This is a genomic window from Streptomyces sp. HUAS YS2 (assembly GCF_033343995.1).
GTDB lineage: Bacteria > Actinomycetota > Actinomycetes > Streptomycetales > Streptomycetaceae > Streptomyces > Streptomyces solicathayae.
In genome coordinates, this window is the sequence record NZ_CP137573.1 from 7,175,409 (window position 1) to 7,199,091 (window position 23,683).

Sequence of the window (23,683 nt, forward strand, 5' to 3'; positions counted from 1 at the left end):
ACGGAGGACACGGAGGAGGCGTCGCCCATGACGAACGGCAACGGAAACGGCGGATCGCTCGACGGCGCGGTCATCGCGGTCGCGGGAGCGGCCGGGCCCGCGGGCCGGGCCACCCTGCTGCGGCTGGCCGAGGCCGGCGCCACGGTCGTCGCGTCCGACGCCGACCCGGCGCGGCTCGCCGAGGCGGTCGACGCCGCCCGGTACGCGCACGGCGGCGCCACGGTCACGGGCGACACCGTCGACCTGCTCGACCTGGACGCCACCAAGGAGTGGGCCGCCAAGGCCGAGAAGGACTTCGGCCGTATCGACGGTCTGGTCCACCTCGTCGGCGGCTGGCGCGGCGCGCCCTCCTTCACCGAGACCGAGCTGAAGGACTGGGACTTCCTGGAGCGGCTGCTGATCCGCACCGTCCAGCACACCTCCCTCGCCTTCCACGACGGGCTGCTGCGCAGCGACCGCGGCCGGTACGTCCTGGTCAGCCAGTCCGGCGCGCACAAGCCGGTGGCCACCAACGCCGCGTACAACGCCGGCAAGGCCGCCGCCGAGGCGTGGACGCTCGCCATGGCGGACTCGTTCCGCAAGGCGGGGGGTGACGAGGAGCCGCACGCCGCCGCTGTCATCCTGGTGATCAAGGCACTGGTGCACGACGCGATGCGCGCCGAGCGCCCCAACGCGAAGTTCGCGGGCTTCACCGATGTCAAGGAACTGGCCGACGCGGTCGCCGGACTCTGGGACAAGCCCGCCCCGGAAGTGAATGGACAGCGTCTGTGGCTGACCCCCAAGCCGTGACCGGCGGCGCCTCCCCGAAGACCGACGCGCGTCGTCACCACGACCCGTCGGTCCGGGGCTTCGCCAGCGACAACTACGCCGGCGCGCACCCCGAGGTCCTCGCGGCCCTCGCCCTCGCCAACGGCGGCCACCAGGTCGCCTACGGCGAGGACCAGTACACCGATCACCTCCAGCGGATCATGCACAGCCACTTCGGCCCGACCGCCGAGGCCTTCCCGGTCTTCAACGGCACGGGTGCGAACGTCACCGCCCTGCAGGCGCTGACGGACCGCTGGGGCGCGGTGATCTGCGCCGAGACCGCGCACATCAACGTGGACGAGGGTGGTGCCCCGGAGCGGATGGGCGGCCTCAAGCTGCTCACCGTGCCCACCCCGGCCGGCAAGCTCACCCCCGAGCTGATCGACCGGCAGGCCTGGGGCTGGGAGGACGAGCACCGGGCGATGCCGCAGGTCGTCTCGATCACCCAGAACACCGAACTGGGCACCGTCTACACGGTGGAGGAGATCCGCGCGATCGTCGAGCACGCCCACTCCAAGGGCATGAAGGTGCACCTCGACGGAGCCCGGATAGCCAACGCGGCCGCGTCGCTGAACGTGCCCATGCGGGCGTTCACCAACGCGGTCGGCGTCGACGTCATCTCGTACGGCGGCACCAAGAACGGCATGCTGTTCGGCGAGGCGATCGTGGTCCTCAACCCGGACGCGGTCAGCCACATGAAGCACCTGCGCAAGATGTCCATGCAGCTCGCGTCCAAGATGCGGTTCGTGTCGGTGCAGCTGGAGGCGCTGCTCGCCAAGGACCTGTGGCTGCGCAACGCCCGGCACTCCAACGCCATGGCGCAGCGGCTCGCGGCCGGTGTGCGCGAGGTCGACGGGGTGGAGATCCTCTACCCGGTGCAGGCCAACGCGGTCTTCGCGCGGTTGCCGCAGGAGGTCACCCGGCGGCTCCAGGAGCGCTTCCGCTTCTACTTCTGGGACGAGGCGGCCGGCGACGTCCGCTGGATGTGCTCGTTCGACACCCGCGAGGACGACGTGGACGCGTTCCTCCAGGCGCTGAAGGAAGAGATGGCGCGGGGCTGAGACCCGCGGACCGCACGCGTATGCGGCCCACCGGATTCGATCCGGTGGGCCGCATTCCCGCGTTCGGAGGGACGTTTCGCCCCGAGGTCGCAGCGACCCCGGGGCGGTCCGTCAGCCGCGCTCCTTGACCTCTGCGGGCGTCGGCGCGGTGCCGCCGAGGTGCGCCGGGATCCACCAGGTGTCGCCCGCGTCCTTGGGGCGCACGGGGTAGGCGCGCTGCGCCGCCTCCAGCAGCTCCTGGACGCGCTCGCGCAGCCGCCGGGTGATCGCGCCCGCGTACTGGTCCGCGGGGGCCTCCATGGGCTCGCCGACGCGGATGGTCACGGGGATGTGGCTGCGCTTGAAGTTGCGCGGCTTGCCCTTGGTCCACACCCGCTGGGTGCCCCACAGCGCCATCGGGATCAGCGGCACGCCGGCCTCCTGCGCCAGGCGCGCCGCGCCCGACTTGAAGCTCTTGAGCGTGAAGGACTGGGAGATCGTCGCCTCGGGGAACACGCCCACGATCTCGCCGGCCTTCAGCGACTCCAGCGCATGCTGGTAGGCGTGCTCGCCCTGGGAGCGGTCCACCGGGATGTGCTTCATGCCGCGCATCAGCGGACCGGAGATCTTGTGCTTGAACACCGAGTCCTTCGCCATGAAGCGCACCAGGCGCTTCTGCGGCAGCGCGGCCAGGCCGGTGAAGATGAAGTCCAGATAGCTGATGTGGTTGCTGACCAGCACCGCGCCGCCGGTACGCGGGATGTTCTCCGAACCCTGGGTGTCGATCTTCAGGTCGAGCGCCTTGAACATCGTGAGTGCGGCGCCGATGACCGGCCGATAGACGAGCTCTGCCATCTGGGAGGAACCCCTTCTGTTGATGCCCGGGGAGGGTTCTCCCGGCGGAAGTTACGCAGCCGTAGGTTTTCGGCTTTGGGCAGATCGTGCCCCATGTGGGCCCCCGTGACCAGTCCTGACGGCTTCGTACGGGGAGATTCTCGTCACGCCCGGTGGCGATGGCGGGAATCGATCGGGATATTGGGACGCTGCACCGGGGGAGTGCGGGAGCGGTGACGGAGCGGGAGCGGGACGAGCGGTGACACCGATGGAGGACGAGCCGAGGGTGATCCTCGGGGCCGACCGGCTGGGCACGGAGCTGGGGGAGCGGGCCACCCTGGTCCAGTTCTCGACCGCGTTCTGCCAGCCCTGCCGGGCGACCCGGCGCACGCTTGCCGAGGTGGCCGCGATGGTCGACGGCGTGGGCCACGTCGAGATCGACGCGGAGGAGCGCCTGGACCTGGTCCGCGCGCTCGGCATCGTCCGCACCCCCACGGTTCTCGTCCTGGACCGTGCCGGGCGGATCGTCCGCAGGGCCTCCGGCCAGCCGCGGAGGGCGGACGTCATCGCAGCCCTGGGCCGAGCCGTCTGACGCCGTGACATGTCTCCCACATCCCGGTACGAGCTTGACTGCGCATGCCAACCATCGTCAGTCTGACGACGTGTCCCAAGAACTCCTTCTCTACGGGCGGGCCCACGTGGATCTGGCCCGCAACGCGAGCGCGCGCTGTCTGGGCGTCCGGTAACCCGCGCCCCGTACACACCTCGCAGAAGGACAATTCCATGACGGTTACGCCCGAGCTCCGTACCCCTCGGCAGGCCACCCCCGACCTCCTCCGCTCCGTCTTCCGGCAGCACGCCGCCGGTGTCGCGGTCATCACCGCCCACGGGGACCGCCCCGTCGGCTTCACCGCCACCTCGCTCAACTCCGTGTCCGCGGAACCCGCGTTGATCTCCTTCGGTGTGGGCACCGGCTCGTCGAGCTGGCCCGTGCTGTCCGAAGCCGAGCACATCGGCGTGCACATACTCGGCGAGCACCAGAGCGAGCTCGCCGCCACCTTCGCCCGCAGCGGCGCCGACCGGTTCGGCGGCGCCACGAGCTGGCGCACCGGCCCCGAGGGCGTGCCCCTGCTCGACGGCGTCCTGGCCTGGCTGGTGGCCCGGGTCGTGGCCAAGGTCCCGGCCGGCGACCACCGGATCGTCATCGCCGAGGTCGTCGAGGGCGACCCGCGCGGCGAGGGTCGTCCGCTGCTGTACCACCAGGGTCGCTTCAACGCGCTGCGCGACTGAGAGTTCCGGCGCCGCGGCGTTGGCAAGGTCACATGCCTGAGCGCTTGCTCAGCGGTAACGAACTGGGTGTACTGACGAGTAATATTCCGCTCGGGGCATCGGACGCCCCAACCGGAAAACCCGCCCTTCAGGCGCCTATGCTGCCCATTGACAAGGCAGCTCAGTTATGACGATGCAGTAGGAGAGCCGGCGTGAGCTTGAGGATCGTTGTCTGTGTGAAGTACGTGCCCGACGCCACCGGCGATCGGCACTTCGCCGATGACCTGACCGTCGACCGGGACGACGTCGACGGCCTGCTGTCGGAGCTCGACGAGTACGCGGTCGAGCAGGCGCTGCAGATCGCCGAAGAGGCGGACGACGCCGAGGTCACCGTGCTCACCGTCGGCCCCGAGGACGCGAAGGACGCGCTGCGCAAGGCGCTGTCCATGGGCGCCGACAAGGCCGTCCACGTCGAGGACGACGACCTGCACGGCTCCGACGTCATGGGCACCTCGCTGGTGCTCGCGAAGGCGATCGAGAAGGTCGGCTACGACGTCGTCATCGCCGGTATGGCGTCCACCGACGGCACCATGGGTGTCCTGCCGGCGATCCTGGCCGAGCGCCTGGGCGTTCCGCAGGTCACGCTGCTCTCCGAGGTCTCCGTCGAGGACGGCGTCGTCAAGGGCCGCCGCGACGGCGACACCGCGTCGGAGCAGCTCGAGGCGTCCCTGCCGGCCGTCGTGTCGGTGACGGACCAGTCGGGCGAGGCCCGCTACCCGTCCTTCAAGGGCATCATGGCCGCCAAGAAGAAGCCGGTGGAGTCCCTGGAGCTGGACGACCTCGACATCGACGCCGACGAGGTCGGCCTCGAGGGCGCCTGGACCGCGGTCGACTCCGCCGCCGAGCGTCCCGCGCGCACCGCGGGCACGATCGTCAAGGACGAGGGCGAGGGCGGCAAGCAGCTGGCCGAGTACCTCGCGAGCCAGAAGTTCATCTAAGGCTCGCGCGAGCCATCTCACCCGCCCCCTTTTCGTTCGCAGGAGATTGAAGTCCCATGGCTGAGATTCTCGTCTACGTCGACCACGTCGACGGAGCCGTCCGCAAGCCCACCCTGGAGCTGCTGACGCTGGCCCGCCGCCTGGGCGAGCCCGTCGCGGTCGCGCTCGGCGCCGGCGCCGAGGCCACCGCCGCCACCCTCGGTGAGCACGGCGCGACCCGCGTCCTGACCGCCGACGCCCCGGAGTTCGGCGACTACCTCGTCGTCCCGAAGGTCGACGCGCTCCAGGCCGCTTACGAGGCCGTCTCCCCGGCCGCCGTGCTCGTCCCGTCCTCCGCCGAGGGCAAGGAGATCGCGGCCCGTCTCGCGGTCCGCATCGGCTCCGGCATCATCACCGACGCCGTGGACCTGGAGGCCGGTGACGAGGGCCCGGTCGCGACGCAGTCCGCGTTCGCCGCGTCCTTCACCACCAAGTCCCGTGTCTCCAAGGGCACCCCGGTCATCACGGTCAAGCCGAACTCGGCCCCGGTCGAGGCCGCCCCGGCCGCCGGCGCCGTCGAGGCCCTCGCGGTCTCCTTCGGTGAGCTGGCCACCGGCACCAAGGTCACCGCGCGCACCCCGCGCGAGTCGACCGGCCGCCCGGAGCTGACCGAGGCCGCGATCGTGGTCTCCGGTGGCCGTGGTGTCAACGGTGCCGAGAACTTCGCGATCATCGAGGCCCTCGCCGACTCGCTCGGCGCGGCCGTCGGCGCCTCGCGTGCCGCGGTGGACGCCGGCTGGTACCCGCACTCCAACCAGGTCGGCCAGACCGGCAAGTCCGTCTCGCCGCAGCTGTACATCGCGTCCGGCATCTCGGGTGCGATCCAGCACCGCGCGGGTATGCAGACCTCGAAGACGATCGTCGCGATCAACAAGGACGCCGAGGCGCCGATCTTCGACCTCGTCGACTACGGCATCGTGGGCGACCTCTTCGACGTCGTCCCGCAGCTCACCGAGGAGATCAAGACCCGCAAGGGCTGATCCGCGGGCTTGACCTGCACATCTGTACGGTCCGGGGGCCGCGCGGCGAACATCGCCGTGCGGCCCCCGGCCGTTTCGGACAACCATTGACTCAGGTCCCGGCGGACTACTAACTTCGCTATACGGATTGTTGATTCCGTGAAGCGGAAAACAGGAGGATGTGGGATGGGTCAGCAGGAGAAGGTGTCGACGAGCCTCGCCGGCGCGGTCAGCGAGGGCATCAGCGCCTCCCTCGCAGCGGTGGACGCCGAGCTCGACCGGCGCTACCCGGGCGACCCCGGTACTCGTCAGCCCGTCCACACCGTGTACGTGCCCGGCAACGTCTTCGCCGCCGACACCATCCGCTCCTGGGGCGACCAGGCGCTCGCCGCGCTCGACGAGCACGCCCCCGACGCCGGCACCTTCGCCGGTGTCCTCGGCCTCTCCGACGACCTCGCCGAGGACGTCTACGGCCGCGTTCGCGCCAAGCTGGAGCGCGAGCCGATCGAGGACCTCCGGGTCGACTTCGAGGACGGGTACGCGGGGCAGGACGAGGACGCCGACGCCGCCCGCGCCGCCCGCCTGATCTCGGAGGCGTACGCGAACGGCACGGCCGCCCCCTACATGGGCATCCGGATGAAGTGCATGGAGGCCGCCGTACGCGACCGCGGCATCCGCACCACCGACATCTTCCTCACCGGACTCATGGAGCACGGCGGCCTGCCCGACGGGCTCGTCCTCACCCTGCCCAAGGTCACCTACCCGGAGCAGGTCTCCGCGTTCGTCCGCCTCCTGGAGGCCTTCGAGAAGGCCCACGGCCTGGACGCCGGCCGGCTCGGCTTCGAGATCCAGATCGAGACCAGCCAGTCCATCCTCGCCACCGACGGCACCGCCGCCGTCGCCCGCATGATCGGCGCCGCCGAGGGCCGCGCCACCGGCCTGCACTACGGCACCTTCGACTACAGTGCCTGCCTCGGCGTCTCCGCCGCCTACCAGGCCAGCGACCACCCGGCCGCCGACCACGCCAAGGCGATCATGCAGGTCGCCGCCGCGGGCACCGGCGTACGCGTCTCCGACGGCTCCACCAACGTCCTCCCGGTCGGCTCCACCGCGCACGTCCACGAGGCGTGGAAGCTGCACTACGGGCTCACCCGCCGCGCCCTGGCCCGCGCCTACTACCAGGGCTGGGACATGCACCCGGGCCACATCCCCACCCGGTACGCCGCCGTCTTCGCGTTCTACCGCGAGGGCTTCGAGGCCGCCGCCAAGCGCCTCTCCGCCTACGCCAACCACGCCGGCGGCGACGTCATGGACGAGCCCGCCACCGCCAAGGCGCTCAGCTCCTACCTGCTGCGCGGCATCGACTGCGGCGCCCTCGACACCGCCGAGGTCGACTCCCTCACCGGCATGACCCGCGCCGACCTGGACCGCTTCGCGGCCCCGCGCCGCGGCGACCTCACCGCGACGGCCCAGTAGTCCGGCAGGCCGTCACCGGCCGTCGCGCTGCCGTACCACCCGACCGGAACCGGCGGGTGGTGCGGTGATCGCGGCACCCGTGTGCTTCACACGGATGACCCGGGACAGCCGCCCGCGCATCCGGGCGGTCACCACCGAGGTCACGACCACCAGGAGCACCGCCAGGCTGCCCAACTGGAACAGCGCGCCCTCGATGATGGTCACCACGCCGATGAACGCGATGCCGAGCAGGAACAGCAGCTCGCGCAGCTCCTTCTTGAGCTGGTACGAGCGGCTGGAACGGATCCGGACCGTCGCGAGCTTGACGCCCCCGAGCCCCAGGTAGGACCGCGAGGCGCTGTCCAGGAACGCCCAGGGCAGGTCGGGGAAGACCCCCAGCGCGTCGCGTGAGCTGGGGAACCGCCCGCCGAGATCGCCGCCGTGCAGGGTCTCCCGGCGCTCCTGAATGGGATCGCTGGTGCGGAAGGCCTTCACCCGCAGGTGCGGGACCTCCGTCTCACCGGCGGCCGGGACCCCCTCGATCACGACCTCGTCACCGCTCTGGATGCCCAGCAGCTCCAGCGTCAGCTCGTCCAGCAGACAGACCTCGCGCTCCACCGTCGTCAGGTCGGCACTCTGCACCCGGCAGGTCACGTAGTTCGGCTCGCCCACCCCACGGTCCGTCCACCGGCGCCGGCTCAGCCGCGCCGGGGCGAGCGTGACGCTCTCGCCGATCTCCACGCCGAGGGCGTTCCGCACGATCTGGTCCACCTCGACCGTCGAGGCGGACAGCGTGCCCTCGGCCTCGGTCACCCGGGCCACCGCGCCGATCCCCGACGTACGGCAGGAGCCGTGCGCCGCCCGGACGACGATCAGCTCGGGATCCCCGAGCGCGGCCCGTGTGGTGGGGTCCACGCGCACGTTCGCCTGGCCGTGCCGCTCCAGATCGTCGGGGGTGCCGGTGACGCTCCACGAGGCGAGCGTCGCGTCGACGCCGGGGAGCGCCCGGGGCCGCAGCGGCTTGTACACCTGCGAGGTCGCCTCCGCGGGGGCGACCATGTCCGGCTGGGACAGGACCCAGCCCTCCGTCGCGAACAGGCTCCGCCCGCGCGTCCGGAGCTCCTCCTCGGCCCGGGCCCGGGCGACCCAGGTCTCCGGGGTCGGGCCGAACGCCTCGACCAGGGCGGGCGACCGGGCCAGCAGGGAGGACAGCAGCTCGGGCTGGGGCGAGAGCGTCAGCGGTGTTCCGTCGAACGCGAGGAGGCCGTGGACCGCGACGTACGCCTCGCAGCCGCCCAGCACCTCGCCCGAGGGCAGCGTGACCGGGAAGCGGGTGGGGGAGAGCGGGGTGCGCCGGTAGTTGGGCTCCGTCTCGTCCAGTACGGCGAGCTGAGCCTTCGTCAGCCAGCAGACGGTCATCCGCGTCTCGGCCCCCGGGGCCGCCACGGGCGCCGCCGCGACGTAGCCCGACCTGCTGATGTGTGCCGACACACCCGCGCGGAGGCCGCGCACGGTGGCCGTGGTCATGGGGATCACCGGGCGCACCCCGCGCCGCTGGAACTTCCGCCGCATCTGTGCGGGGGAGGCGTTGGAACCCACGGCTAGGACCGGGTACCGGAAGTCCGCGGCGGCCTCGTTGTAGCGCAGCAGCACGTAGTTGAGGGAGAGCGCGATGTCGTGCGTGTCGGCATCGCCCGGCAGTCCGTCCCCGGGTGCTTCCACCAGCCACTGGCCCAGCCGTCGTCCCGCCGCCGGTATCAACCGCAGGAAGCGGTCGTGCGCGAGGAGGCCGGACTCGTCCGGCAGGGCGCCCGGGTAGGTCAGCGGGGAGGTGAAGGGGTCGGCGTCGAGCTGGAGCGCGGCGAGACTGCGGTCGGCGTTCACTCTTCTCCTGGCAGGAAGGGGCGGCGCGTTGACTACTACGAGGCAGGGTAGTTGAGCGCGTGGTGCCCGGAGGGCACAAGCGGGCGGAGTGGACGGGCGGGCGCAGGGGGTGAGGGCCCGTACTCTGTACGCGTTCAGCGCACGCGACGTACGCGTTCGGCGCACGCGACAGAGAACGGGGCATCGGTGTCTTCGGGGGAGAACCAGCGGCTCGCGGGCCGCTACCGGGTCGTCCGGCAATTGGGCCGCGGCGGCATGGGCGTCGTCTGGCGGGCCGTCGACGAGGTCCTCGGCCGCGAGGTGGCGGTCAAGGAACTGCGGACCTACAACGACTCGTCGGGGCAGGAACTGGCCGACCTGCACCTGCGCATGCAGCGCGAGGCGAGGGCGGCCGCACGGGTGCGGCACCCCGGCGTCGTCGCCGTCCACGACGTGGCCGAGCACGAGGGCCGGCCGATCATCGTCATGGAGCTGGTCGACGGCCCCTCGATGGCCGACGTGCTGACCGAACGCGGTTCCCTGGAACCGCGCGAGGCCGCGAAGATCGGCGCCGCCGTCCTGGAGGCGCTCGCCGCCGCGCACGAGGCCGGCGTGCTGCACCGCGACGTGAAGCCCGGCAACATCCTGCTGGACCGCGGGGGCCGGGTGGTCCTCACCGACTTCGGCATCGCCGCGATGGACGACCCCGGTGACGGCTCCACCACCCACCTCACCCGCAGCGGCGAGATCGTCGGCTCCCTGGACTACCTGGCGCCCGAGCGCGCCCAGGGCCGGCAGCCGGGACCCGCGTCCGACGTCTGGGCGCTCGGCGCGACGCTGTACGCGGCGGTGGAGGGCTCCTCGCCGTTCCGCCGTACGTCGACCTGGTCGACGCTCACCGCCATCGTCGTGGAGCCGCTGCCCGAGCCGCGCAGGGCCGGCGTGCTCGGCCCGGTGCTCCAACTGCTGATGCACAAGGACCCCGAGCAGCGCCCCGACGCCCGTACCGCGGCGGGGATGTTGGCCGCGGTGGCGGAGGGCCGCGAGGAGGCGGGCGGCTTCGCGCCGGCGCCTGCGCCCACGCCCACACCCGGGCCCACGTCGACGCCCGCGCCGGGGCTCGCGCACGTGCCGACCGCGTTCGACACGGCGCATCAGCCGCCCGCCGGGTTCGGTCCCGCGGTTCCTCCGGCGCCCTCGGCGTACACCCCGGCGGCCGGAGGATTCCCGGCTGCCGGGCCGCACACGGCTCCGGCGGCGGTCCCGGCGGCGGTCCCGGCGGCGGTTCCGGGCCAGCGGCGCGGCAGGCGCTCCGCGGTGCCCGTCGCCGCGGCGGTCGCCGCCGTGCTGCTGGTGGGCGGCGGAGTCACGTACACCCTGGTCCAGCGCGACGCCGGCGGACAGGAGCAACTCGCCGGCGGCGAGGGCTCGTCGGCCGCTCCCGGGGCGAGCCCCGGCCAGGCGCTCGACCCCGGCGCGGCGGAGCCGACGGGGAGCGCCGCTCCTTCCGGCCGGCCGTCGAAGTCGGGCGACGGCAAGGGCGCGTCACCGTCCGGCAAGCCGTCGAAGACGTCCAGGGCCCCCGTGCCCGGCGGTGGCGGCGGCTCGTCCGACGGCGGCACCACGGCGGGGGGCAGCACGTCCGGCGGCGGCACGTCCGGCGGCGGCACGAACGGCGGCGGTTCCACGGGTGGCGGAGACACGACCACGTCCGGTGGTGGCGGCGCCACCCCGCCGCCCGCCCCCTCCTGCACCTCCCGGGGCGGCGGCAAGTACGACTGCTCCGTCTGGCGCACCGAGAAGACCTATCGCCACGACGGCGGCGAGATGGGCATCCTCAACGCCGGAACCAACTACTTCTACTGCCAGGTCGAGCTCGGCCGTCGCGAGACCTACGGCCAGTGGACGAACACCTGGTGGGCCCGGACCGACGACGACAGCGGCAACACCAACGTCTATTTCAGCGTCGTGTACATCAAGGGCGGCGAGAACGACCAGCCGGTCCCGGGCCTGCCCGTCTGCTAGTCGGCCGCCGGCGGCGGGATCTCGCCCGAACCGCGCGGGATCAGAGTCGGCGTCAGCTCGACGCGGGCCGGGGGTTCCTCGGTCCCGTCGAGACGGCGGAACAGGCGTTCCGCCGCGGTGCGGCCCAGGGCGGCGGCGTCCTGGGCCACGACGGTGATGCCGAGGAGATCGGCGAGTTCGATGTCGTCGAAGCCGACCAGGGCGACGGGAGTCGCGTGACCGGCGAGGACGCGGACGGCGGTGACGGTCACGCGGTTGTTGCCGGCGAACAGCGCGGTCACCGGCTCCGGTCCGGTCAGCATCGCGGTGACCGCGGCGCGGACCAGGTCCGGGTCCGTCGGGCCGAGCGAGACCCAGGCTTCGTCCACCGGCAGGCCCGCGTCCTCCATCGCCGCGCGGTAGCCGCGCAGCCGCTCGGCCGCGGTGTGGATGCGCGGCCGGTCGCCGACGAAGCCGATGCGGCGGTGGCCGTGCGCGATCAGGTGGGCGACGCCCTCGTGCGCGCCGCCGAAGTTGTCCGTGAGCACCGTGTCCGCCTCGATCCGGCCCGCCGGCCGGTCCACGAAGACCGTGGCCACGCCGGCCCGGATCTCCGGCTCCAGATAGCGGTGGTCGGTGCCGGCCGGGATCACGATCAGGCCGTCCACCCGGCGGGCGCAGAGGGCGAGGGCCAACTCCTGCTCGCGGTCCGGGTCCTCGGCGCTGGAGCCGTTGATGAGCAGCGCGCCGTGGGTCCGGGCGACCTCCTCGACGGCGCGGCTCAGCGGGCCGTAGAACGGGTCGGAGAGGTCCTCCAGGACCAGGCCGACCGACGCCGTGCGGCCCTTGCGGAGGATCCGCGCGCTGTCGTTGCGCCGGAAGCCCAGCGAGTCGATGGCGTCCTGGACCCGGCGCTCGGTGTCGGGGGTGACCCCCGGCTCGCGGTTGACCACCCGGGAGACCGTCTTGAGCCCGACCCCGGCCCGCGCGGCCACGTCCTTCATGGTGGGCCGGTTGCCGTAGCGGTGGGTGGGACGGCGGGCGGAGTCGGCCACGGTGCGCTGATCCTCTGTTCGGCGGATGTAGTCGATCATAGGCCCTGGACAACGTTGTCAACGTTGGGGAGACTGGACTCGACAGCCGTCTGTCCACCTCCTGGAGACCTCGCCCATGCCTACCGAGCTCGTCGCCGCCCTCGACATCGGCGGCACAAAGATCGCCGGTGCGCTCGTGGACCGCCGCGGCGGGATCCTCGTACGGGCCCGGCGGCCCACCCCGGCGCGGGAGGACGGCGAGACGGTGATGCGCGCGGTCGAGGAGGTGCTCGCCGAACTGGCCGCCGCGCCGCGGTGGGCCAGCGTCCGGGCGGTCGGCATCGGCAGCGCGGGACCGGTGGACGCTGCGCGCGGCGTCGTCAGCCCCGTCAACATCCCCGGCTGGCGCGACTATCCGCTCGTCGAGCGGGTGCGGCGGGCCTCCGGCGGCCGCCCCGTCACCCTGGTCGGGGACGGCGTGGCCATGACCGCGGCCGAACACTGGCGGGGCGCCGCGCGCGGGCACGACAACGCCCTCTGCCTCGTCGTGTCGACGGGCGTCGGCGGCGGTCTGGTGCTCGACGGCAAGCTGCACACCGGCCCCACCGGGAACGCCGGTCACATCGGCCACGTCAGCGTCGATCTCGACGGCGACCCGTGCGCCTGCGGGTCCCGCGGCTGCGTCGAGCGGATCGCCGGCGGCCCGCACATCGCCCGCCGCGCCCTGGACAACGGCTGGCGGCCCGGCCCCGACGGCGACGTCTCCGCCGCCGCGGTCGCCGCGGCGGCGCACGCGGGCGACCCGGTCGCCCTGGCCGCCTTCGAACGGGCCGCGCGGGCCCTCGCCGCCGGGATCGCCGCCACCGCCGCGCTCGTCGAACTCGACATCGCGGTGGTCGGCGGGGGCGTGGCGGGAGCCGGCGGGGTGCTGTTCGCACCGCTGCGGCGCAGCCTGCGCGAGTACGCCACGCTGTCCTTCGTCCGCGACCTGACCGTCGTCCCGGCCCTCGCCGGCACGGACGCGGGGCTGCTGGGCGCGGCTGCGGCGGCGGGCGGGCCGGACCGCGAGCCCGCGGCACCCGCCGCCTGACGACCCGGCGGCTCCACGCCCGACCCGCCGACGCCCCGACCGGCCGACGCCCCGTCAGGCCGCCGTCGCGTGCCGGTCCGGGTGTTCCACCGCCGGGGGACGGTCCCCCGCCGGCCGGACCACGACCACCAGGAACGCGTCCGATTCCAGGTCCATCACGACCTCGGCCGGCAGGCCCTCGTCCCGGCGCGCCCGCGCGAACTCCTCCGCCGGCCAGCTGCCGCGCGGACCTCCTGCCGGGAACCGCTCCAACACCGTGCGCATGTTCCGCACCCCCTTGTCATCGCCCGATCCAACGAGGCTCCGCTCCGAAGTGTCACGCTCCGGCGGGCCCGGTTGTTCGGACCGTGCGACGTCTCACACCCGGGCCCGTGCCGTGGCAGGGTGGTGGAGGCAACCCACATGGGGCTACGGCAGAGGGGGCACTGTGATCGTCTGGATCAACGGAACGTTCAGCGCGGGCAAGACCGGCGTCGCGCGCGAACTGCTCGATCTGATCCCGCACAGCACCTTGTACGACCCCGAACTCACCGGCTTCGCCCTGCGGCACCAGCTGCCGCCGAAGCGACTCGCCGAGGTCGACGACTTCCAGGACCTGCCGATCTGGCGGCGCCTGGTCGTGGACACCGCCGCCGCGCTGCTCGCCGAGGTCGGGGGCGTCCTCGTGGTGCCGATGACGCTGCTCCGCCAGGAGTACCGGGACGAGATCTTCGGCGGCCTGGCCGCCCGCCGCATCGAGGTACGGCATGTGCTCCTCGCCCCCGACGAAACGATCCTGCGGGAACGCATAGCCGGCCGCGAGGAGTACTCGGACGACCCCGAGGGCAACGAGCGCGTCCGGCAATGGGCGTACGACCACATCGAGCCCTACAAGACGGCGCTCGGCGGCTGGCTCGCCCGGGACGCGCACGTCGTCGACAACTCGCACCTGACCCCCGCGGCCACCGCCGAGGCCGTGGCCGAGGCTCTCGGCACGGGCGCTGCCCGCCCCTGCGGGATCGTGCAGACCCCCGAACCCACCCGCGAGACCGTGGCGTCCGGGGTGCTGCTCTTCGACGAGCAGGACCGCGTGCTGCTCGTCGACCCGACCTACAAGCCCGGCTGGGAGTTCCCCGGCGGCGTCGTCGAGTCCGGCGAACCGCCGGCCGTCGCCGGCGTCCGCGAGGTGGCGGAGGAGCTGGGCGTACGGCTGTACACCGCGCCCGGACTCCTCGTGATCGACTGGGAGCCGCCCCGGCCGCCCGGATATGGCGGGCTCCGCTTCCTGTTCGACGGCGGAGTCCTGCCCGCCTCCGCGGCCGATGAACTCCGGCTGCCCCGCGCCGAACTGCGCGGCTGGCGCTTCGTCACCGAGGCGGAGGCCGCCGAACTGCTCCCGCCGGTCCGCTACCAGCGGCTGCGCTGGGCGCTGCGCGCCCGGGAACGCGGCACGGTGCTCAACCTGGAGGCCGGCGTCCCGGTCGGCTGACGGCTCAGGCGGCCTCCGCCGCCTGTTTCAGGACGGCCGCGGCGTCCTCCGTCAGCGGGACGCCGTGGCCGAAGCACACCACCGACGGGGCGAGCTCCGCCAACAGGCGCATCGACTCCCGGGCCCGCTCCCGGTCCACGTGGAACACGCCCAGCGTCACTCCCTGCACCGCCGCCACCGTGTCCCCGGTGAACAGCACACCGTGGTGGGGCAGATGGACGGCGATCGAGCCGTCCGTGTGCCCCGGCGTGTGCACGACCACCGCCCCGTCGCCGAAGTCCAGCTCGTCGCCGTGCTCCAGCTCCCGGTCCACCAGGGTCGGCGGCGCGACAGGGGAGGTCAGCCCGTGCTCGTGCAGCGGGACCTCCCAGTCCAGCAGGACCGGGTCGGGGACCGGCGCCTCGCCCCGCACCACCGGCGCGTCCAGGCGGTGGGCGAGGATCTCGGCGCCGTGCCGGTCCGCCAACTCCTGGGCGCAGCCCACGTGGTCGCGGTGCGCGTGGGTGAGCACGATCCGGCGGAGCCGGGCCGGATCGAGGCCGACGGCGCGGATCACCGCGTCGACCTCGTCGGCGGCGCCCGCCCAGCCGGCGTCGATCAGCGTCAGCTCGTCGTCGTCGCGCCACAGGTAGGCCTGGCCGATGGAGAAGTCCAGCTGGTGCAGTCGGGGGGTGACCTCGGTGAGGTCGATGGTGACGTCCATGCGGCGAACGTACGGTCGCCCGTCCGTCCGCCGCACGGATCTCTGCCCTGGGCCGATTCCGCGCAGGGCGGACCGGCCCTGCGCGGGTCGGCGGGCGGGTCAGCCCTGCTTCGAGCGGGCGTAGTTCTGCAGGAAGTGCGCCTCGGCGATCGAGAGCCGCTCCAGCTCCTCCGGCGACACCGACTCGTTCACCGCGTGGATCTGCGCCTCCGGCTCGCTCAGGCCGATCAGCAGGATCTCCGCCTCCGGGTAGAGCGCGGCGAGGGTGTTGCACAGCGGGATGGAGCCGCCCATGCCGGACGCCTGCATCTCCTCACCGGGGTACGCGAGCTTCATCGCCTCGGCCATCGAGGTGTACGCCGGGCTGGTGACGTCCGCGCGGAACGGCTGGCCCTGGCCGACCTGCTCGAAGCTCACCCGGGCGTTCCACGGCACGCGCTTCTCGATGTGCGCGTACAGCAGCTGGGTCGCCTCGGCGGCGTCCTGGCCGGGCGGCACCCGCAGGCTGATCTGCGCGCGGGCGGTGGACGGGATCGAGGGCGTCGCGCCGGCCACCGGGTGGCAGTCGATGCCGATGACGGTGACGGCCGGCCGGGCCCAGATCCGGTCGGCGACGGAGCCGTTGCCCGGCAGACCCACGCCGTCCAGGACCTTGGCGTCCGCACGGAAGTCGGCCTCCGGGTACTGCAGCCCCTCCCAGACGGTGTCGGCAGGCAGACCGTCGATGACCGTCGAGCCGTCCTCCGCGCGCAGCGTGTCCAGGACGCGGATCAGCGCGGCCAGCGCGTCCGGCGCGGCGCCGCCGAACAGGCCGGAGTGGAGGTTCCCCTCCAGCGTGTCGATCCGGACGCGGATCATCGTCATGCCGCGCAGCGTGGCGGTGACGGTCGGCAGACCGAGGCGGAAGTTGCCCGTGTCGCCGATGACGACGGCGTCGGCGGTCAGCAGCTCGGGGTGCGCCTCGGCGTACCGCTCCAGGCCGCCGGTGCCCTGCTCCTCCGAGCCCTCGACGATGACCTTCACCGTCACCGGGACGCCGCCGTTCGCCTTCAGGGCGCGCAGCGCGAGCAGGTGCATGATGAAGCCGCCCTTGCAGTCGGCCGCGCCACGCCCGTACCAGCGGCCGTCGCGCTCGGTCAGCTCGAACGCGGGGGAGGTCCAGGCGGACTCGTCCAGCTGCGGCTGCACGTCGTAGTGCGCGTACAGCAGGACGGTCGGCGCGCCGGCCGGCCCGGGCAGCACGCCGTACACCGACTGCGAGCCGTCGGGCGTGTCGAGCAGCGCCACGTCCTGGAAGTCCTCGGCGCGCAGCGCGTCGGCGACCCAGTTCGCGGCGGCCTCGCACTCGCTGCGCGGGGCCACGGCCTCGTCCGCCACCGACTGGAAAGCCACCAGTTCCGCGAGCTCCGACTGAGCGCGGGGCATCAGGGAGGCGACGGTCTCGGCGATCGGATGGGCGGTCATGGGCACGCTCCTGGTGGGTGCGACGTTGTAAGGACGTCCGCCGTGTCGGTTGTACGGCGAACATACGGCCGATCCTACGGCGCGGGTCTTCGGGGGCCGCGCCGTAGGATGCCGAGAAGAGCAGGGACCACCGGTCGGATCAGGAGCAGAAGCACATCGTGAGCAGCGAGAACGCAGACGCCGGAGCGGCAGAGGCGGGCGCGGCGCAGGCCGCGGGGGACGGCACCCGAGCGGGCGATCCAGGGGCGGGCACGGACGCGGCGGCCACGGGCGCCGCGGAGTCCGGCGCCGTCGAGGGACCGGACGCTGCCGAGAAGTCCGGTACCGCCGAGGAGGCGGCGACCGCGCCCGAGGGGGTGCCGGAGGGTGAACTCGCCGGGGAGCCCCGGGGCGTGTGGGACGTCGTCGTGGTCGGGGCGGGCCCCGCGGGGGCGTCGGCCGCGTACGCGGCGGCGGTCGCCGGCCGGCGCGTGCTGCTCCTGGAGAAGGCGGAGCTGCCCCGCTACAAGACCTGCGGCGGCGGCATCATCGGTCCGTCCCGCGACGCGCTGCCGCCCGGCTTCGAACTGCCCCTGCAGGACCGGGTGCACGCCGTCACGTTCTCCATGAACGGACGCTTCGCCCGGACCCGCCGGTCCCGCCGGATGCTCTTCGGGCTCATCAACCGGCCGGAGTTCGACGCCGGTCTGGTCGAGCAGGCGCAGAAGGCCGGCGCGGAGCTGCGTACGGGCGTCGCGGTGTCGCGGGTCGAGCAGCACGGCCCGGCGGTGCCGGACCGCCGCACGGTCGCGGTCGTCCTCGCCGACGGCGAGACGGTCCTGGCGCGCGCGGTGGTCGGCGCGGACGGCAGCGCGGGCCGGATAGGGGCACATGTCGGGGTGAAGCTCGACCAGGTCGACCTGGGCCTGGAGGCGGAGATCCCGGTGCCGGCGTCCGTGGCCGAGGACTGGAAGGGCCGGGTGCTCATCGACTGGGGCCCGATGCCCGGCAGTTACGGCTGGGTGTTCCCCAAGGGCGACACGCTGACGGTCGGCGTCATCTCGGCGCGCGGCGAGGGCGCGGCGACCAAGCGGTACCTGGAGGACTTCATCGCCCGGCTCGGGCTCGCGGGCTTCGAACCGGCCATCTCGTCCGGCCATCTGACGCGCTGCCGGAGCGAGGACTCCCCGCTGTCCCGGGGCCGGGTGCTGGTCTGCGGCGACGCGGCGGGCCTGCTGGAGCCGTGGACCCGCGAGGGCATCTCGTTCGCGCTGCGCTCGGGACGGCTCGCGGGGGAGTGGGCGGTGCGGATCGCCGAGTCGAACGACGCGGTGGACGCTCGTCGGCAGGCGCTGAACTACGCGTTCGCGATCAAGGCGGGCCTCGGCGTGGAGATGGCCGTGGGGCGGCGGATGCTGGCGCTGTTCGAACGCCGGCCCGGGCTGCTGCACGCGACGATCACCGGCCTGCGGCCGGCCTGGAACGCCTTCGTGGACATCACCCGCGGCGCGACCTCGCTCGCCGGCCTGGTCCGCTCGAACGCGGTGGCGCGGCGCGCGCTGGACCTGCTGGACCGGCGGATGGCGGCGGACGACCGGCGGACCCGTGGCGTGACGACGGGCGCCGAGGAGTCCGGGACGGTCACGCCCGACGGGCACGACGCGGACCGGGCGAGCGCTCCCGAGGCGTCGTGACCGGTTGACCTCGTGACATCGGGGTGGTGGGCCGGTCCGGGCGGTGTGCCCGGACCGGCCCACCTTCCGTTTCCGCGCCCGCTCGTGCGCCGGCGAGTGGTCACGGGGTGATGGTGACGCGGAAGACGGGGTGGTCGGAGGCGGCGGCGATGATCTCCTCGTCGGTGGACTTCGCGGTCACCCCCTGGAAGTACTGGTTGACCTCCCAGCCCCACTTCTCCAGGTAGGTGCGGAGCACCTGGAGCTTCTCGGCGTCCGGGATCTCGACCGCGGTGAAGGTGCGGACCTTGCGGCCGACCCGCAGTTCGCCCCCGCCGGCGACGCGCATGTTGCGCACCCACTGCGAGTGGCCGCGGGCGGACACCAGGTACTGGGCGCCGTCGTGGGTGTGCGGGTTGACGGGGATGCGCTGCATCTGGCCGCTCTTGCGACCGCGCACCGACATCTCGGCCGAGCCCATCAGGCTGATGCCGTGCCGGGCGAGCCAGCCGACGATGCTGTTGAAGCGGATGGCCATCGGGCTGCCCTGGAGGTAGTACGGCGTGGCGGTCATCGGGTGCTCCTCGTCGAGATCGGTGATTCACTTCGAGAGCGGTGCTCTCGCTCGAGTCCAGTGTGCACGGATCGACGCGCCAATGCAAGAGCATCGCTCTCGTTTGTGTGCAGTGCTCCGAAAGGTGGCACACTGCTCTCATGACCAGCGTTCAAGGAGCCCGCGCCCGCGCCCGTGTCGAAATCACCGCGACCATCAAGGACGAGGCCCGCAGACAACTCGCCGCCGAGGGCGCGGCCAAGCTCTCGCTGCGGGCCGTCGCCCGCGAGGTCGGCATGGTCTCCTCCGCGCTCTACCGCTACTTCCCCAGCCGCGACGACCTCCTCACCGCCCTCATCGTCGACGCCTACGACGCGATCGGCGCCGCCGCCGAATCCGCCCTCGCCGCCGCGCCCGCCGCCGACCACCCAGCCCGCTGGGCCGCCGTCTGCCGCGCCGTCCGCGCCTGGGCCCTCGCCCACCCCCACGAGTACGCGCTGATCTACGGCTCCCCGGTACCCGGCTACTCCGCGCCTCAGGACACCGTCGGTCCCGCGTCCCGGGTCGGCCAGGTCCTGATCTCCGTCGCCCGCGGCGCCTACGTCTCCGACGGCGTCGCGCTGCCCCCGCTCGGCGAGAAGCTGCGCCCCGAGGCCGAGCGGATGGCCGCCGACTTCGCGCCCGATCTGCCGCCCGCGCTCGCCGTCACCCTGGTCGGCGCCTGGTCGCAGCTCTTCGGCCTGATCTCCTTCGAGGTGTTCGGCCAGTTCACCCGCATCGTCGAGGACCGCGACGGGTTCTTCGACGACGCCGCCGCCCGCCTGGGCCGCGAGGCGGGCCTGCTGCCCCGCCGCTGAGCGCCCGGGCGCGGGTCGGCCGGCGAGCAGGGGCCCGTACTCCACCGGGAGTACGCGTGATCACCACGCGCGGCTGACGCCGCCGTCCACCCGCCGCGTCTAGCGTGGCGGTATGGACGCACCCCGCACCGGCGGCCCCCCGTGGCTGCGCCACTGGGCCGCCGAGGAGCCCGGAACGGGACTGCCGTGGCGGTCCACCCTCGTCCTCGCCGCGTTCGTCCTCGTCGGCAGCGGGTTCGCCGCGCGCAACCAGCTCGACCGGCAGCCCCTCGACGTGTGGGCGCGGCTCCTGCTGCTCGCCGGCCCGGCGATGCTGCTGCTGCGCCACCGGTACCCGGTCCCGGTCGTGTTCGGGGTGGCCGCGTCGGCGCTCGCATACCTCGCCGCGGGCTATCCGTACGGGCCGGTCTTCGTGAGCGTCGCCGTCGCCTGCTACGCGGCGATCGTGCACGGTCACCGGCGCGCCGCCTGGTGGGCGCTCGGCCTGCTCTGGATCGGTCATGTCCTCGCCGGCCACTGGCTCTACCGCTATCTGCCGCCCGCCGGCGACGGGCCGGCCCCCTGGGGCCAGGAGCTCCCGGTGGCCGGCTTCGTCGTGGCGATCCTCGCCGCCTCCGAACTCGTCCGGGTCCGCCGCGAGCAGTGGGCGCAGCAGCGCGCGGAACGGGCCGCCGCCGAGCGGCGCCGCGCGGACGAGGAACGGCTGCGCATCGCCCGCGAGCTCCACGACGTCCTCGCGCACTCCCTGTCCGTCATCAACGTCCAGGCGGGCGTGGGCCTCGCGCTCCTCGACGGCGACCCGGAGCAGGCGCGCAGCGCGCTCACCACCATCAAGGCGGCCAGCAAGGAGGCGCTCGGCGAGGTCCGGCAGGTGCTGGACTCGCTGCGCACCCCAGGCGACGCGCCGCGCACCCCCGCGCCCGGCCTCGACCGGCTGCCGGAACTCGTCGAACAGGCCGCCGCGGCCGGGCTCACCGTCGAGGTGGACCGGCACGGCGCCGCCGCACCCGTCCCGCCCAACACCGACCTGGCCGCTTTCCGGATCGTCCAGGAGGCGCTCACCAACGTCGTCCGCCACTCCGGCTCCCGCACCGCAAGGGTCCGGATCGACCAGGCGCCGGACGCGCTGGAGCTGCGGATCGACGACGACGGTCCGGCCACCGGCGGCGACGCGGGCGGCAGCGGCAACGGCCTTGCCGGAATGCGGGAGCGGGCGACGGCCCTCGGTGGCACGATCGACGCGGGCACCCGGCCCGACGGCGGGTTCCGGGTGCGCGCCAGACTCCCCCTGCGGCAGAAGGAGACACCGTGATCCGCGTACTGCTCGCCGACGACCAGTCGCTGGTCCGGGCCGGGTTCCGGGCGTTGCTCGACGCCCAGCCGGACATCGACGTGGCGGGGGAGGCCGCGGACGGTGACGAGGCGGTGGCGCTGGTCCGCGAACTACGCCCGGACGTCGTCCTGATGGACATCCGGATGCCGCGGCTCGACGGCCTGGCGGCGACCCGGGCGATCACCGGCGACCCGGAACTCGGCGCGGTCAGGGTGGTCATGCTGACCACCTTCGAACTCGACGAGTACGTCTTCGAGGCGATCCGCGCCGGCGCGTCCGGCTTCCTGGTGAAGGACACCGAGCCCGAGGAACTGCTGCGGGCGGTGCGGGCCGTGGTCGACGGCGACGCACTGCTGTCGCCCGGCGTGACCCGCCGGCTGATCGAGGAGTTCGCGGCACGCTCCAAGGGCCCCGCGGGCCCGCACGGCCTCGACGAACTCACCGAGCGGGAACGCGAGGTGATGGCGTTGGTCGGCATCGGGCTGTCCAACGACGAGATCGCCCGTCGGCTGGTCGTCAGCCCGCTGACCGCCAAGACGCACGTGAGCCGGACGATGGTGAAGCTCGGCGCCCGCGACCGCGCCCAACTGGTCGTGCTGGCCTACGAGTCGGGCCTGGTCCGGCCGGGCTGGCTGGGCTGAGGGGCGGGCCGGCGGTACGGGAACGGGGGCGGCCGCACGCGGCGACCGCCCCCGTTCCTCCCCGGTACCTCCGAGTCAGTCGCGCGCCCCGACCGGCTCCTCTGCGGACACGGGAGTCTCCGCCGCCGCGGGCGCCTCGGCGGACTTCGCCACCACCAGCGACTCCTGCCGCTGCCGGGTGCGCAGCCCCGGCAGCGTGATCAGCAGACCGGCGAGGGCGATCACGGTCACCACGGCCAGGCCGGGCCGGTAGCTGTCCAGGACCGCCTGTGGCGAGCCGCCGCCGGCCCCGTCCGCCGTGATCACGGCGGTGACGACGGCCAGGAAGAGCGCGCCGCCGACCTGGACCGAGGTGTTCAGGAGCCCGGAGACCATGCCCTGCTCCTCGTCCGCCACGCCGTTGGTGGCCTGGATGTTGAGCGACGGGAAGACCAGGGCGCAGGCGGCGCCGAGCAGCAGCATCGACGGCAGGATCACCGCCGCGTACTGCGGGGTGAGCGAGACGCGCAGGAAGAGGGCGTACCCGACGACGAGGAGCGTGAAGCCGACGGCGATCACCCGGGGCGTGCCGAACCGGTCGACGATCCCGCCGATCTTCGTCGAGGACAGTGCCACCAGCAGGCCGGCCGGCAGGAAGGCGAGCGCGGTCTGCAGCGCCGACCAGCCGAGCAGCGACTGCATGTACTGGGTCACGATGAACTGGAAGGCCACGTACGAGCCGAAGAACGCGGCCGCGCCGAGCTGGGCCCGGACCTGCGAGCCGGACCGCAGCACCCCGAGCCGGACCAGCGGGCTCGCGCTCCGCCGCTCGATGGTGACGAAGGCGGCGAGCAGCGCGGCGGTCGCCAGGAAGGACAGCAGCGTTCGGGCGGATCCCCAGCCCGCCTCGGGGGCCTGCACGACGGTGAAGACGAGGAGCAGCATCGCGGCCGTGCCGGTGACGGCGCCCGGCAGGTCGTAGCCGCCGCGGCCCTCTTCGCGGGCGCTGTGCGGGATCAGCTTCAGGGCGAAGGCGAGCGCGATCAGGGCGATCGGCGCGGGCAGCAGCATCGTCCAGCGCCAGCTCAGCTCGGTGAGCAGGCCGGACAGCACCAGCCCCATGGAGAAGCCGGTGGCGGCGCAGGTGGTGTAGATGGACAGGGCCCGGTTGCGCTGCGGGCCCTCCTTGAAGGTCGTGGTGATGATCGAGAGCCCGGCGGGCGCGGTGAACGCGGCGCTCAGGCCCTTGATGAAGCGGCTGGCGATCAGCAGCGGGCCGGAGTCGACCAGGCCGCCGAGCAGGGACGCGAGCGCGAAGACGCCGAGCGCGATCAGGAAGACGCGGCGACGGCCGAGCAGGTCGGCCGCGCGGCCGCCGAGCAGCAGGAGGCCGCCGTAGCCGAGGATGTAGCCGCTGACGATCCACTGCAGGGTGGCTGTGGACAGACCGAGATCGGTGGCGATGGACGGCAGGGCGACGCCGACCATGGAGACGTCGAGGGCGTCCAGGAACATCGCGGCGCAGAGCACGAGCAGGGTGCCCCACAGGCGCGGGCTCCATCGGTCCTGTGTGGCAGGGGAGTTGGGCGGAGTGGTCATGCGCAGCACAGTACATGCACATGCATTGAATGCGCGCGCATT

General features: G+C 73.2%; 22 protein-coding genes. 14 read left to right on the forward strand and 8 right to left on the reverse strand.

Annotated features, from left to right (window positions below; genetic code table 11):
• Window positions 1-27 precede the first annotated feature (27 nt).
• Together R2D22_RS32850 and R2D22_RS32855 are read left to right on the forward strand one after the other, a co-directional pair.
• Window positions 28-789: an SDR family oxidoreductase gene (locus R2D22_RS32850; RefSeq protein WP_318108723.1), complete on the forward strand. Its 762-nt coding sequence runs from the start codon at window positions 28-30 to the stop codon at window positions 787-789.
• Window positions 768-1,868 (forward strand): threonine aldolase family protein, encoded by a 1,101-nt coding sequence (locus R2D22_RS32855; protein ID WP_318108724.1) that lies wholly within the window; start codon window positions 768-770, stop codon window positions 1,866-1,868. The genes R2D22_RS32850 and R2D22_RS32855 overlap by 22 nt, the downstream gene beginning before the upstream one ends.
• A gap of 111 nt (window positions 1,869-1,979) precedes the next feature.
• Here R2D22_RS32855 and R2D22_RS32860 read toward each other — a convergent pair whose 3' ends face one another.
• Window positions 1,980-2,702, reverse strand: coding sequence for a lysophospholipid acyltransferase family protein (locus tag R2D22_RS32860; protein WP_318108725.1), 723 nt, complete (start codon window positions 2,700-2,702; stop codon window positions 1,980-1,982).
• A 247-nt stretch (window positions 2,703-2,949) separates the two neighbouring features.
• Here R2D22_RS32860 and R2D22_RS32865 point away from each other — a divergent pair, with 247 nt between their 5' ends.
• From R2D22_RS32865 to R2D22_RS32885, 5 genes are all read left to right on the forward strand, one after another.
• Window positions 2,950-3,273 carry a TlpA family protein disulfide reductase gene (locus tag R2D22_RS32865; RefSeq protein ID WP_318110125.1) on the forward strand — a complete coding sequence of 108 codons (324 nt, stop codon included), beginning with the start codon at window positions 2,950-2,952 and terminating at the stop codon, window positions 3,271-3,273.
• A 191-nt stretch (window positions 3,274-3,464) separates the two neighbouring features.
• Window positions 3,465-3,971, forward strand: coding sequence for a flavin reductase family protein (locus R2D22_RS32870; RefSeq protein ID WP_318108726.1), 507 nt, complete (start codon window positions 3,465-3,467; stop codon window positions 3,969-3,971).
• A gap of 191 nt (window positions 3,972-4,162) precedes the next feature.
• Window positions 4,163-4,948, forward strand: a complete 786-nt coding sequence (locus tag R2D22_RS32875) for an electron transfer flavoprotein subunit beta/FixA family protein (RefSeq protein WP_318108728.1) — start codon at window positions 4,163-4,165, stop codon at window positions 4,946-4,948.
• Between the two features lie 56 nt (window positions 4,949-5,004).
• The gene (locus R2D22_RS32880) at window positions 5,005-5,967 is read left to right on the forward strand and encodes an electron transfer flavoprotein subunit alpha/FixB family protein (protein WP_318108730.1); all 963 of its coding nucleotides are present in this window, start codon (window positions 5,005-5,007) and stop codon (window positions 5,965-5,967) included.
• A 165-nt stretch (window positions 5,968-6,132) separates the two neighbouring features.
• On the forward strand, window positions 6,133-7,422 hold the full coding sequence (locus R2D22_RS32885) for a DUF6986 family protein (protein ID WP_318108731.1): 1,290 nt from the start codon (window positions 6,133-6,135) through the stop codon (window positions 7,420-7,422).
• Window positions 7,423-7,434: 12 nt separating this feature from the next.
• On the opposite strand, the gene R2D22_RS32890 is transcribed toward R2D22_RS32885, so the two are convergent.
• On the reverse strand, window positions 7,435-9,285 hold the full coding sequence (locus R2D22_RS32890; RefSeq protein ID WP_318108732.1) for a hypothetical protein: 1,851 nt from the start codon (window positions 9,283-9,285) through the stop codon (window positions 7,435-7,437).
• A 186-nt stretch (window positions 9,286-9,471) separates the two neighbouring features.
• On the opposite strand from R2D22_RS32890, the gene R2D22_RS32895 reads away from it, so the two are divergent.
• Window positions 9,472-11,289 carry a serine/threonine-protein kinase gene (locus tag R2D22_RS32895; RefSeq protein WP_318108733.1) on the forward strand — a complete coding sequence of 606 codons (1,818 nt, stop codon included), beginning with the start codon at window positions 9,472-9,474 and terminating at the stop codon, window positions 11,287-11,289.
• On the opposite strand, the gene R2D22_RS32900 is transcribed toward R2D22_RS32895, so the two are convergent.
• Window positions 11,286-12,323, reverse strand: a complete 1,038-nt coding sequence (locus R2D22_RS32900) for a LacI family DNA-binding transcriptional regulator (protein WP_318108734.1) — start codon at window positions 12,321-12,323, stop codon at window positions 11,286-11,288. The two genes, R2D22_RS32895 and R2D22_RS32900, sit on opposite strands and share 4 nt — an antisense overlap.
• A gap of 115 nt (window positions 12,324-12,438) precedes the next feature.
• Here R2D22_RS32900 and R2D22_RS32905 point away from each other — a divergent pair, with 115 nt between their 5' ends.
• Complete coding sequence (locus R2D22_RS32905) at window positions 12,439-13,392, forward strand: ROK family protein (RefSeq protein WP_318108735.1); 954 nt, start codon at window positions 12,439-12,441, stop codon at window positions 13,390-13,392.
• 54 nt (window positions 13,393-13,446) lie between these two features.
• Here R2D22_RS32905 and R2D22_RS32910 read toward each other — a convergent pair whose 3' ends face one another.
• Window positions 13,447-13,656 carry a hypothetical protein gene (locus tag R2D22_RS32910; RefSeq protein ID WP_318108736.1) on the reverse strand — a complete coding sequence of 70 codons (210 nt, stop codon included), beginning with the start codon at window positions 13,654-13,656 and terminating at the stop codon, window positions 13,447-13,449.
• Window positions 13,657-13,819: 163 nt separating this feature from the next.
• Between R2D22_RS32910 and R2D22_RS32915 the strand changes: the two genes are divergently transcribed.
• Window positions 13,820-14,860 carry an NUDIX hydrolase gene (locus R2D22_RS32915; protein WP_318108737.1) on the forward strand — a complete coding sequence of 347 codons (1,041 nt, stop codon included), beginning with the start codon at window positions 13,820-13,822 and terminating at the stop codon, window positions 14,858-14,860.
• A 4-nt stretch (window positions 14,861-14,864) separates the two neighbouring features.
• Here the strand turns inward: R2D22_RS32915 and R2D22_RS32920 are convergent, their stop codons facing one another.
• Together R2D22_RS32920 and R2D22_RS32925 are read right to left on the reverse strand one after the other, a co-directional pair.
• The gene (locus R2D22_RS32920) at window positions 14,865-15,563 is read right to left on the reverse strand and encodes an MBL fold metallo-hydrolase (RefSeq protein WP_411977105.1); all 699 of its coding nucleotides are present in this window, start codon (window positions 15,561-15,563) and stop codon (window positions 14,865-14,867) included.
• Between the two features lie 99 nt (window positions 15,564-15,662).
• Window positions 15,663-17,027, reverse strand: a complete 1,365-nt coding sequence (locus tag R2D22_RS32925) for a dipeptidase (RefSeq protein ID WP_318108738.1) — start codon at window positions 17,025-17,027, stop codon at window positions 15,663-15,665.
• Between the two features lie 356 nt (window positions 17,028-17,383).
• Between R2D22_RS32925 and R2D22_RS32930 the strand changes: the two genes are divergently transcribed.
• Window positions 17,384-18,700: a geranylgeranyl reductase family protein gene (locus tag R2D22_RS32930; RefSeq protein ID WP_318110128.1), complete on the forward strand. Its 1,317-nt coding sequence runs from the start codon at window positions 17,384-17,386 to the stop codon at window positions 18,698-18,700.
• Window positions 18,701-18,800: 100 nt separating this feature from the next.
• On the opposite strand, the gene R2D22_RS32935 is transcribed toward R2D22_RS32930, so the two are convergent.
• On the reverse strand, window positions 18,801-19,253 hold the full coding sequence (locus R2D22_RS32935; RefSeq protein ID WP_318108739.1) for a nitroreductase family deazaflavin-dependent oxidoreductase: 453 nt from the start codon (window positions 19,251-19,253) through the stop codon (window positions 18,801-18,803).
• A gap of 140 nt (window positions 19,254-19,393) precedes the next feature.
• On the opposite strand from R2D22_RS32935, the gene R2D22_RS32940 reads away from it, so the two are divergent.
• The 3 genes from R2D22_RS32940 (at window position 19,394) to R2D22_RS32950 (ending at window position 22,063) form a co-directional block, all read left to right on the forward strand.
• Complete coding sequence (locus R2D22_RS32940; protein ID WP_318108740.1) at window positions 19,394-20,089, forward strand: TetR/AcrR family transcriptional regulator; 696 nt, start codon at window positions 19,394-19,396, stop codon at window positions 20,087-20,089.
• 112 nt (window positions 20,090-20,201) lie between these two features.
• A complete protein-coding gene (locus tag R2D22_RS32945; RefSeq protein ID WP_318108742.1) occupies window positions 20,202-21,401 on the forward strand; it encodes a sensor histidine kinase in 1,200 nt (399 codons plus the stop codon).
• Window positions 21,398-22,063 (forward strand): response regulator transcription factor, encoded by a 666-nt coding sequence (locus R2D22_RS32950; RefSeq protein ID WP_318108743.1) that lies wholly within the window; start codon window positions 21,398-21,400, stop codon window positions 22,061-22,063. Before R2D22_RS32945 ends, R2D22_RS32950 begins: the two co-directional genes overlap by 4 nt.
• A 75-nt stretch (window positions 22,064-22,138) precedes the next feature.
• Here R2D22_RS32950 and R2D22_RS32955 read toward each other — a convergent pair whose 3' ends face one another.
• A complete protein-coding gene (locus R2D22_RS32955) occupies window positions 22,139-23,641 on the reverse strand; it encodes an MFS transporter (RefSeq protein ID WP_318108744.1) in 1,503 nt (500 codons plus the stop codon).
• Between the last annotated feature and the right edge of the window lie 42 nt (window positions 23,642-23,683).

Bases quoted from the DNA above. Each gene is read 5' to 3' on its own strand.
- R2D22_RS32850 (WP_318108723.1), top strand. From the start codon at position 28: ATGACGAACGGCAACGGAAACGGCGGATCGCTCGACGGCGCGGTCATC.
- R2D22_RS32860 (WP_318108725.1), bottom strand. From the start codon at position 2,702: ATGGCAGAGCTCGTCTATCGGCCGGTCATCGGCGCCGCACTCACGATG.
- R2D22_RS32865 (WP_318110125.1), top strand. From the start codon at position 2,950: ATGGAGGACGAGCCGAGGGTGATCCTCGGGGCCGACCGGCTGGGCACG.
- R2D22_RS32870 (WP_318108726.1), top strand. From the start codon at position 3,465: ATGACGGTTACGCCCGAGCTCCGTACCCCTCGGCAGGCCACCCCCGAC.
- R2D22_RS32880 (WP_318108730.1), top strand. From the start codon at position 5,005: ATGGCTGAGATTCTCGTCTACGTCGACCACGTCGACGGAGCCGTCCGC.
- R2D22_RS32885 (WP_318108731.1), top strand. From the start codon at position 6,133: ATGGGTCAGCAGGAGAAGGTGTCGACGAGCCTCGCCGGCGCGGTCAGC.
- R2D22_RS32905 (WP_318108735.1), top strand. From the start codon at position 12,439: ATGCCTACCGAGCTCGTCGCCGCCCTCGACATCGGCGGCACAAAGATC.
- R2D22_RS32910 (WP_318108736.1), bottom strand. From the start codon at position 13,656: ATGCGCACGGTGTTGGAGCGGTTCCCGGCAGGAGGTCCGCGCGGCAGC.
- R2D22_RS32920 (WP_411977105.1), bottom strand. From the start codon at position 15,563: ATGGACGTCACCATCGACCTCACCGAGGTCACCCCCCGACTGCACCAG.
- R2D22_RS32925 (WP_318108738.1), bottom strand. From the start codon at position 17,027: ATGACCGCCCATCCGATCGCCGAGACCGTCGCCTCCCTGATGCCCCGC.
- R2D22_RS32935 (WP_318108739.1), bottom strand. From the start codon at position 19,253: ATGACCGCCACGCCGTACTACCTCCAGGGCAGCCCGATGGCCATCCGC.
- R2D22_RS32940 (WP_318108740.1), top strand. From the start codon at position 19,394: ATGACCAGCGTTCAAGGAGCCCGCGCCCGCGCCCGTGTCGAAATCACC.
- R2D22_RS32945 (WP_318108742.1), top strand. From the start codon at position 20,202: ATGGACGCACCCCGCACCGGCGGCCCCCCGTGGCTGCGCCACTGGGCC.
- R2D22_RS32955 (WP_318108744.1), bottom strand. From the start codon at position 23,641: ATGACCACTCCGCCCAACTCCCCTGCCACACAGGACCGATGGAGCCCG.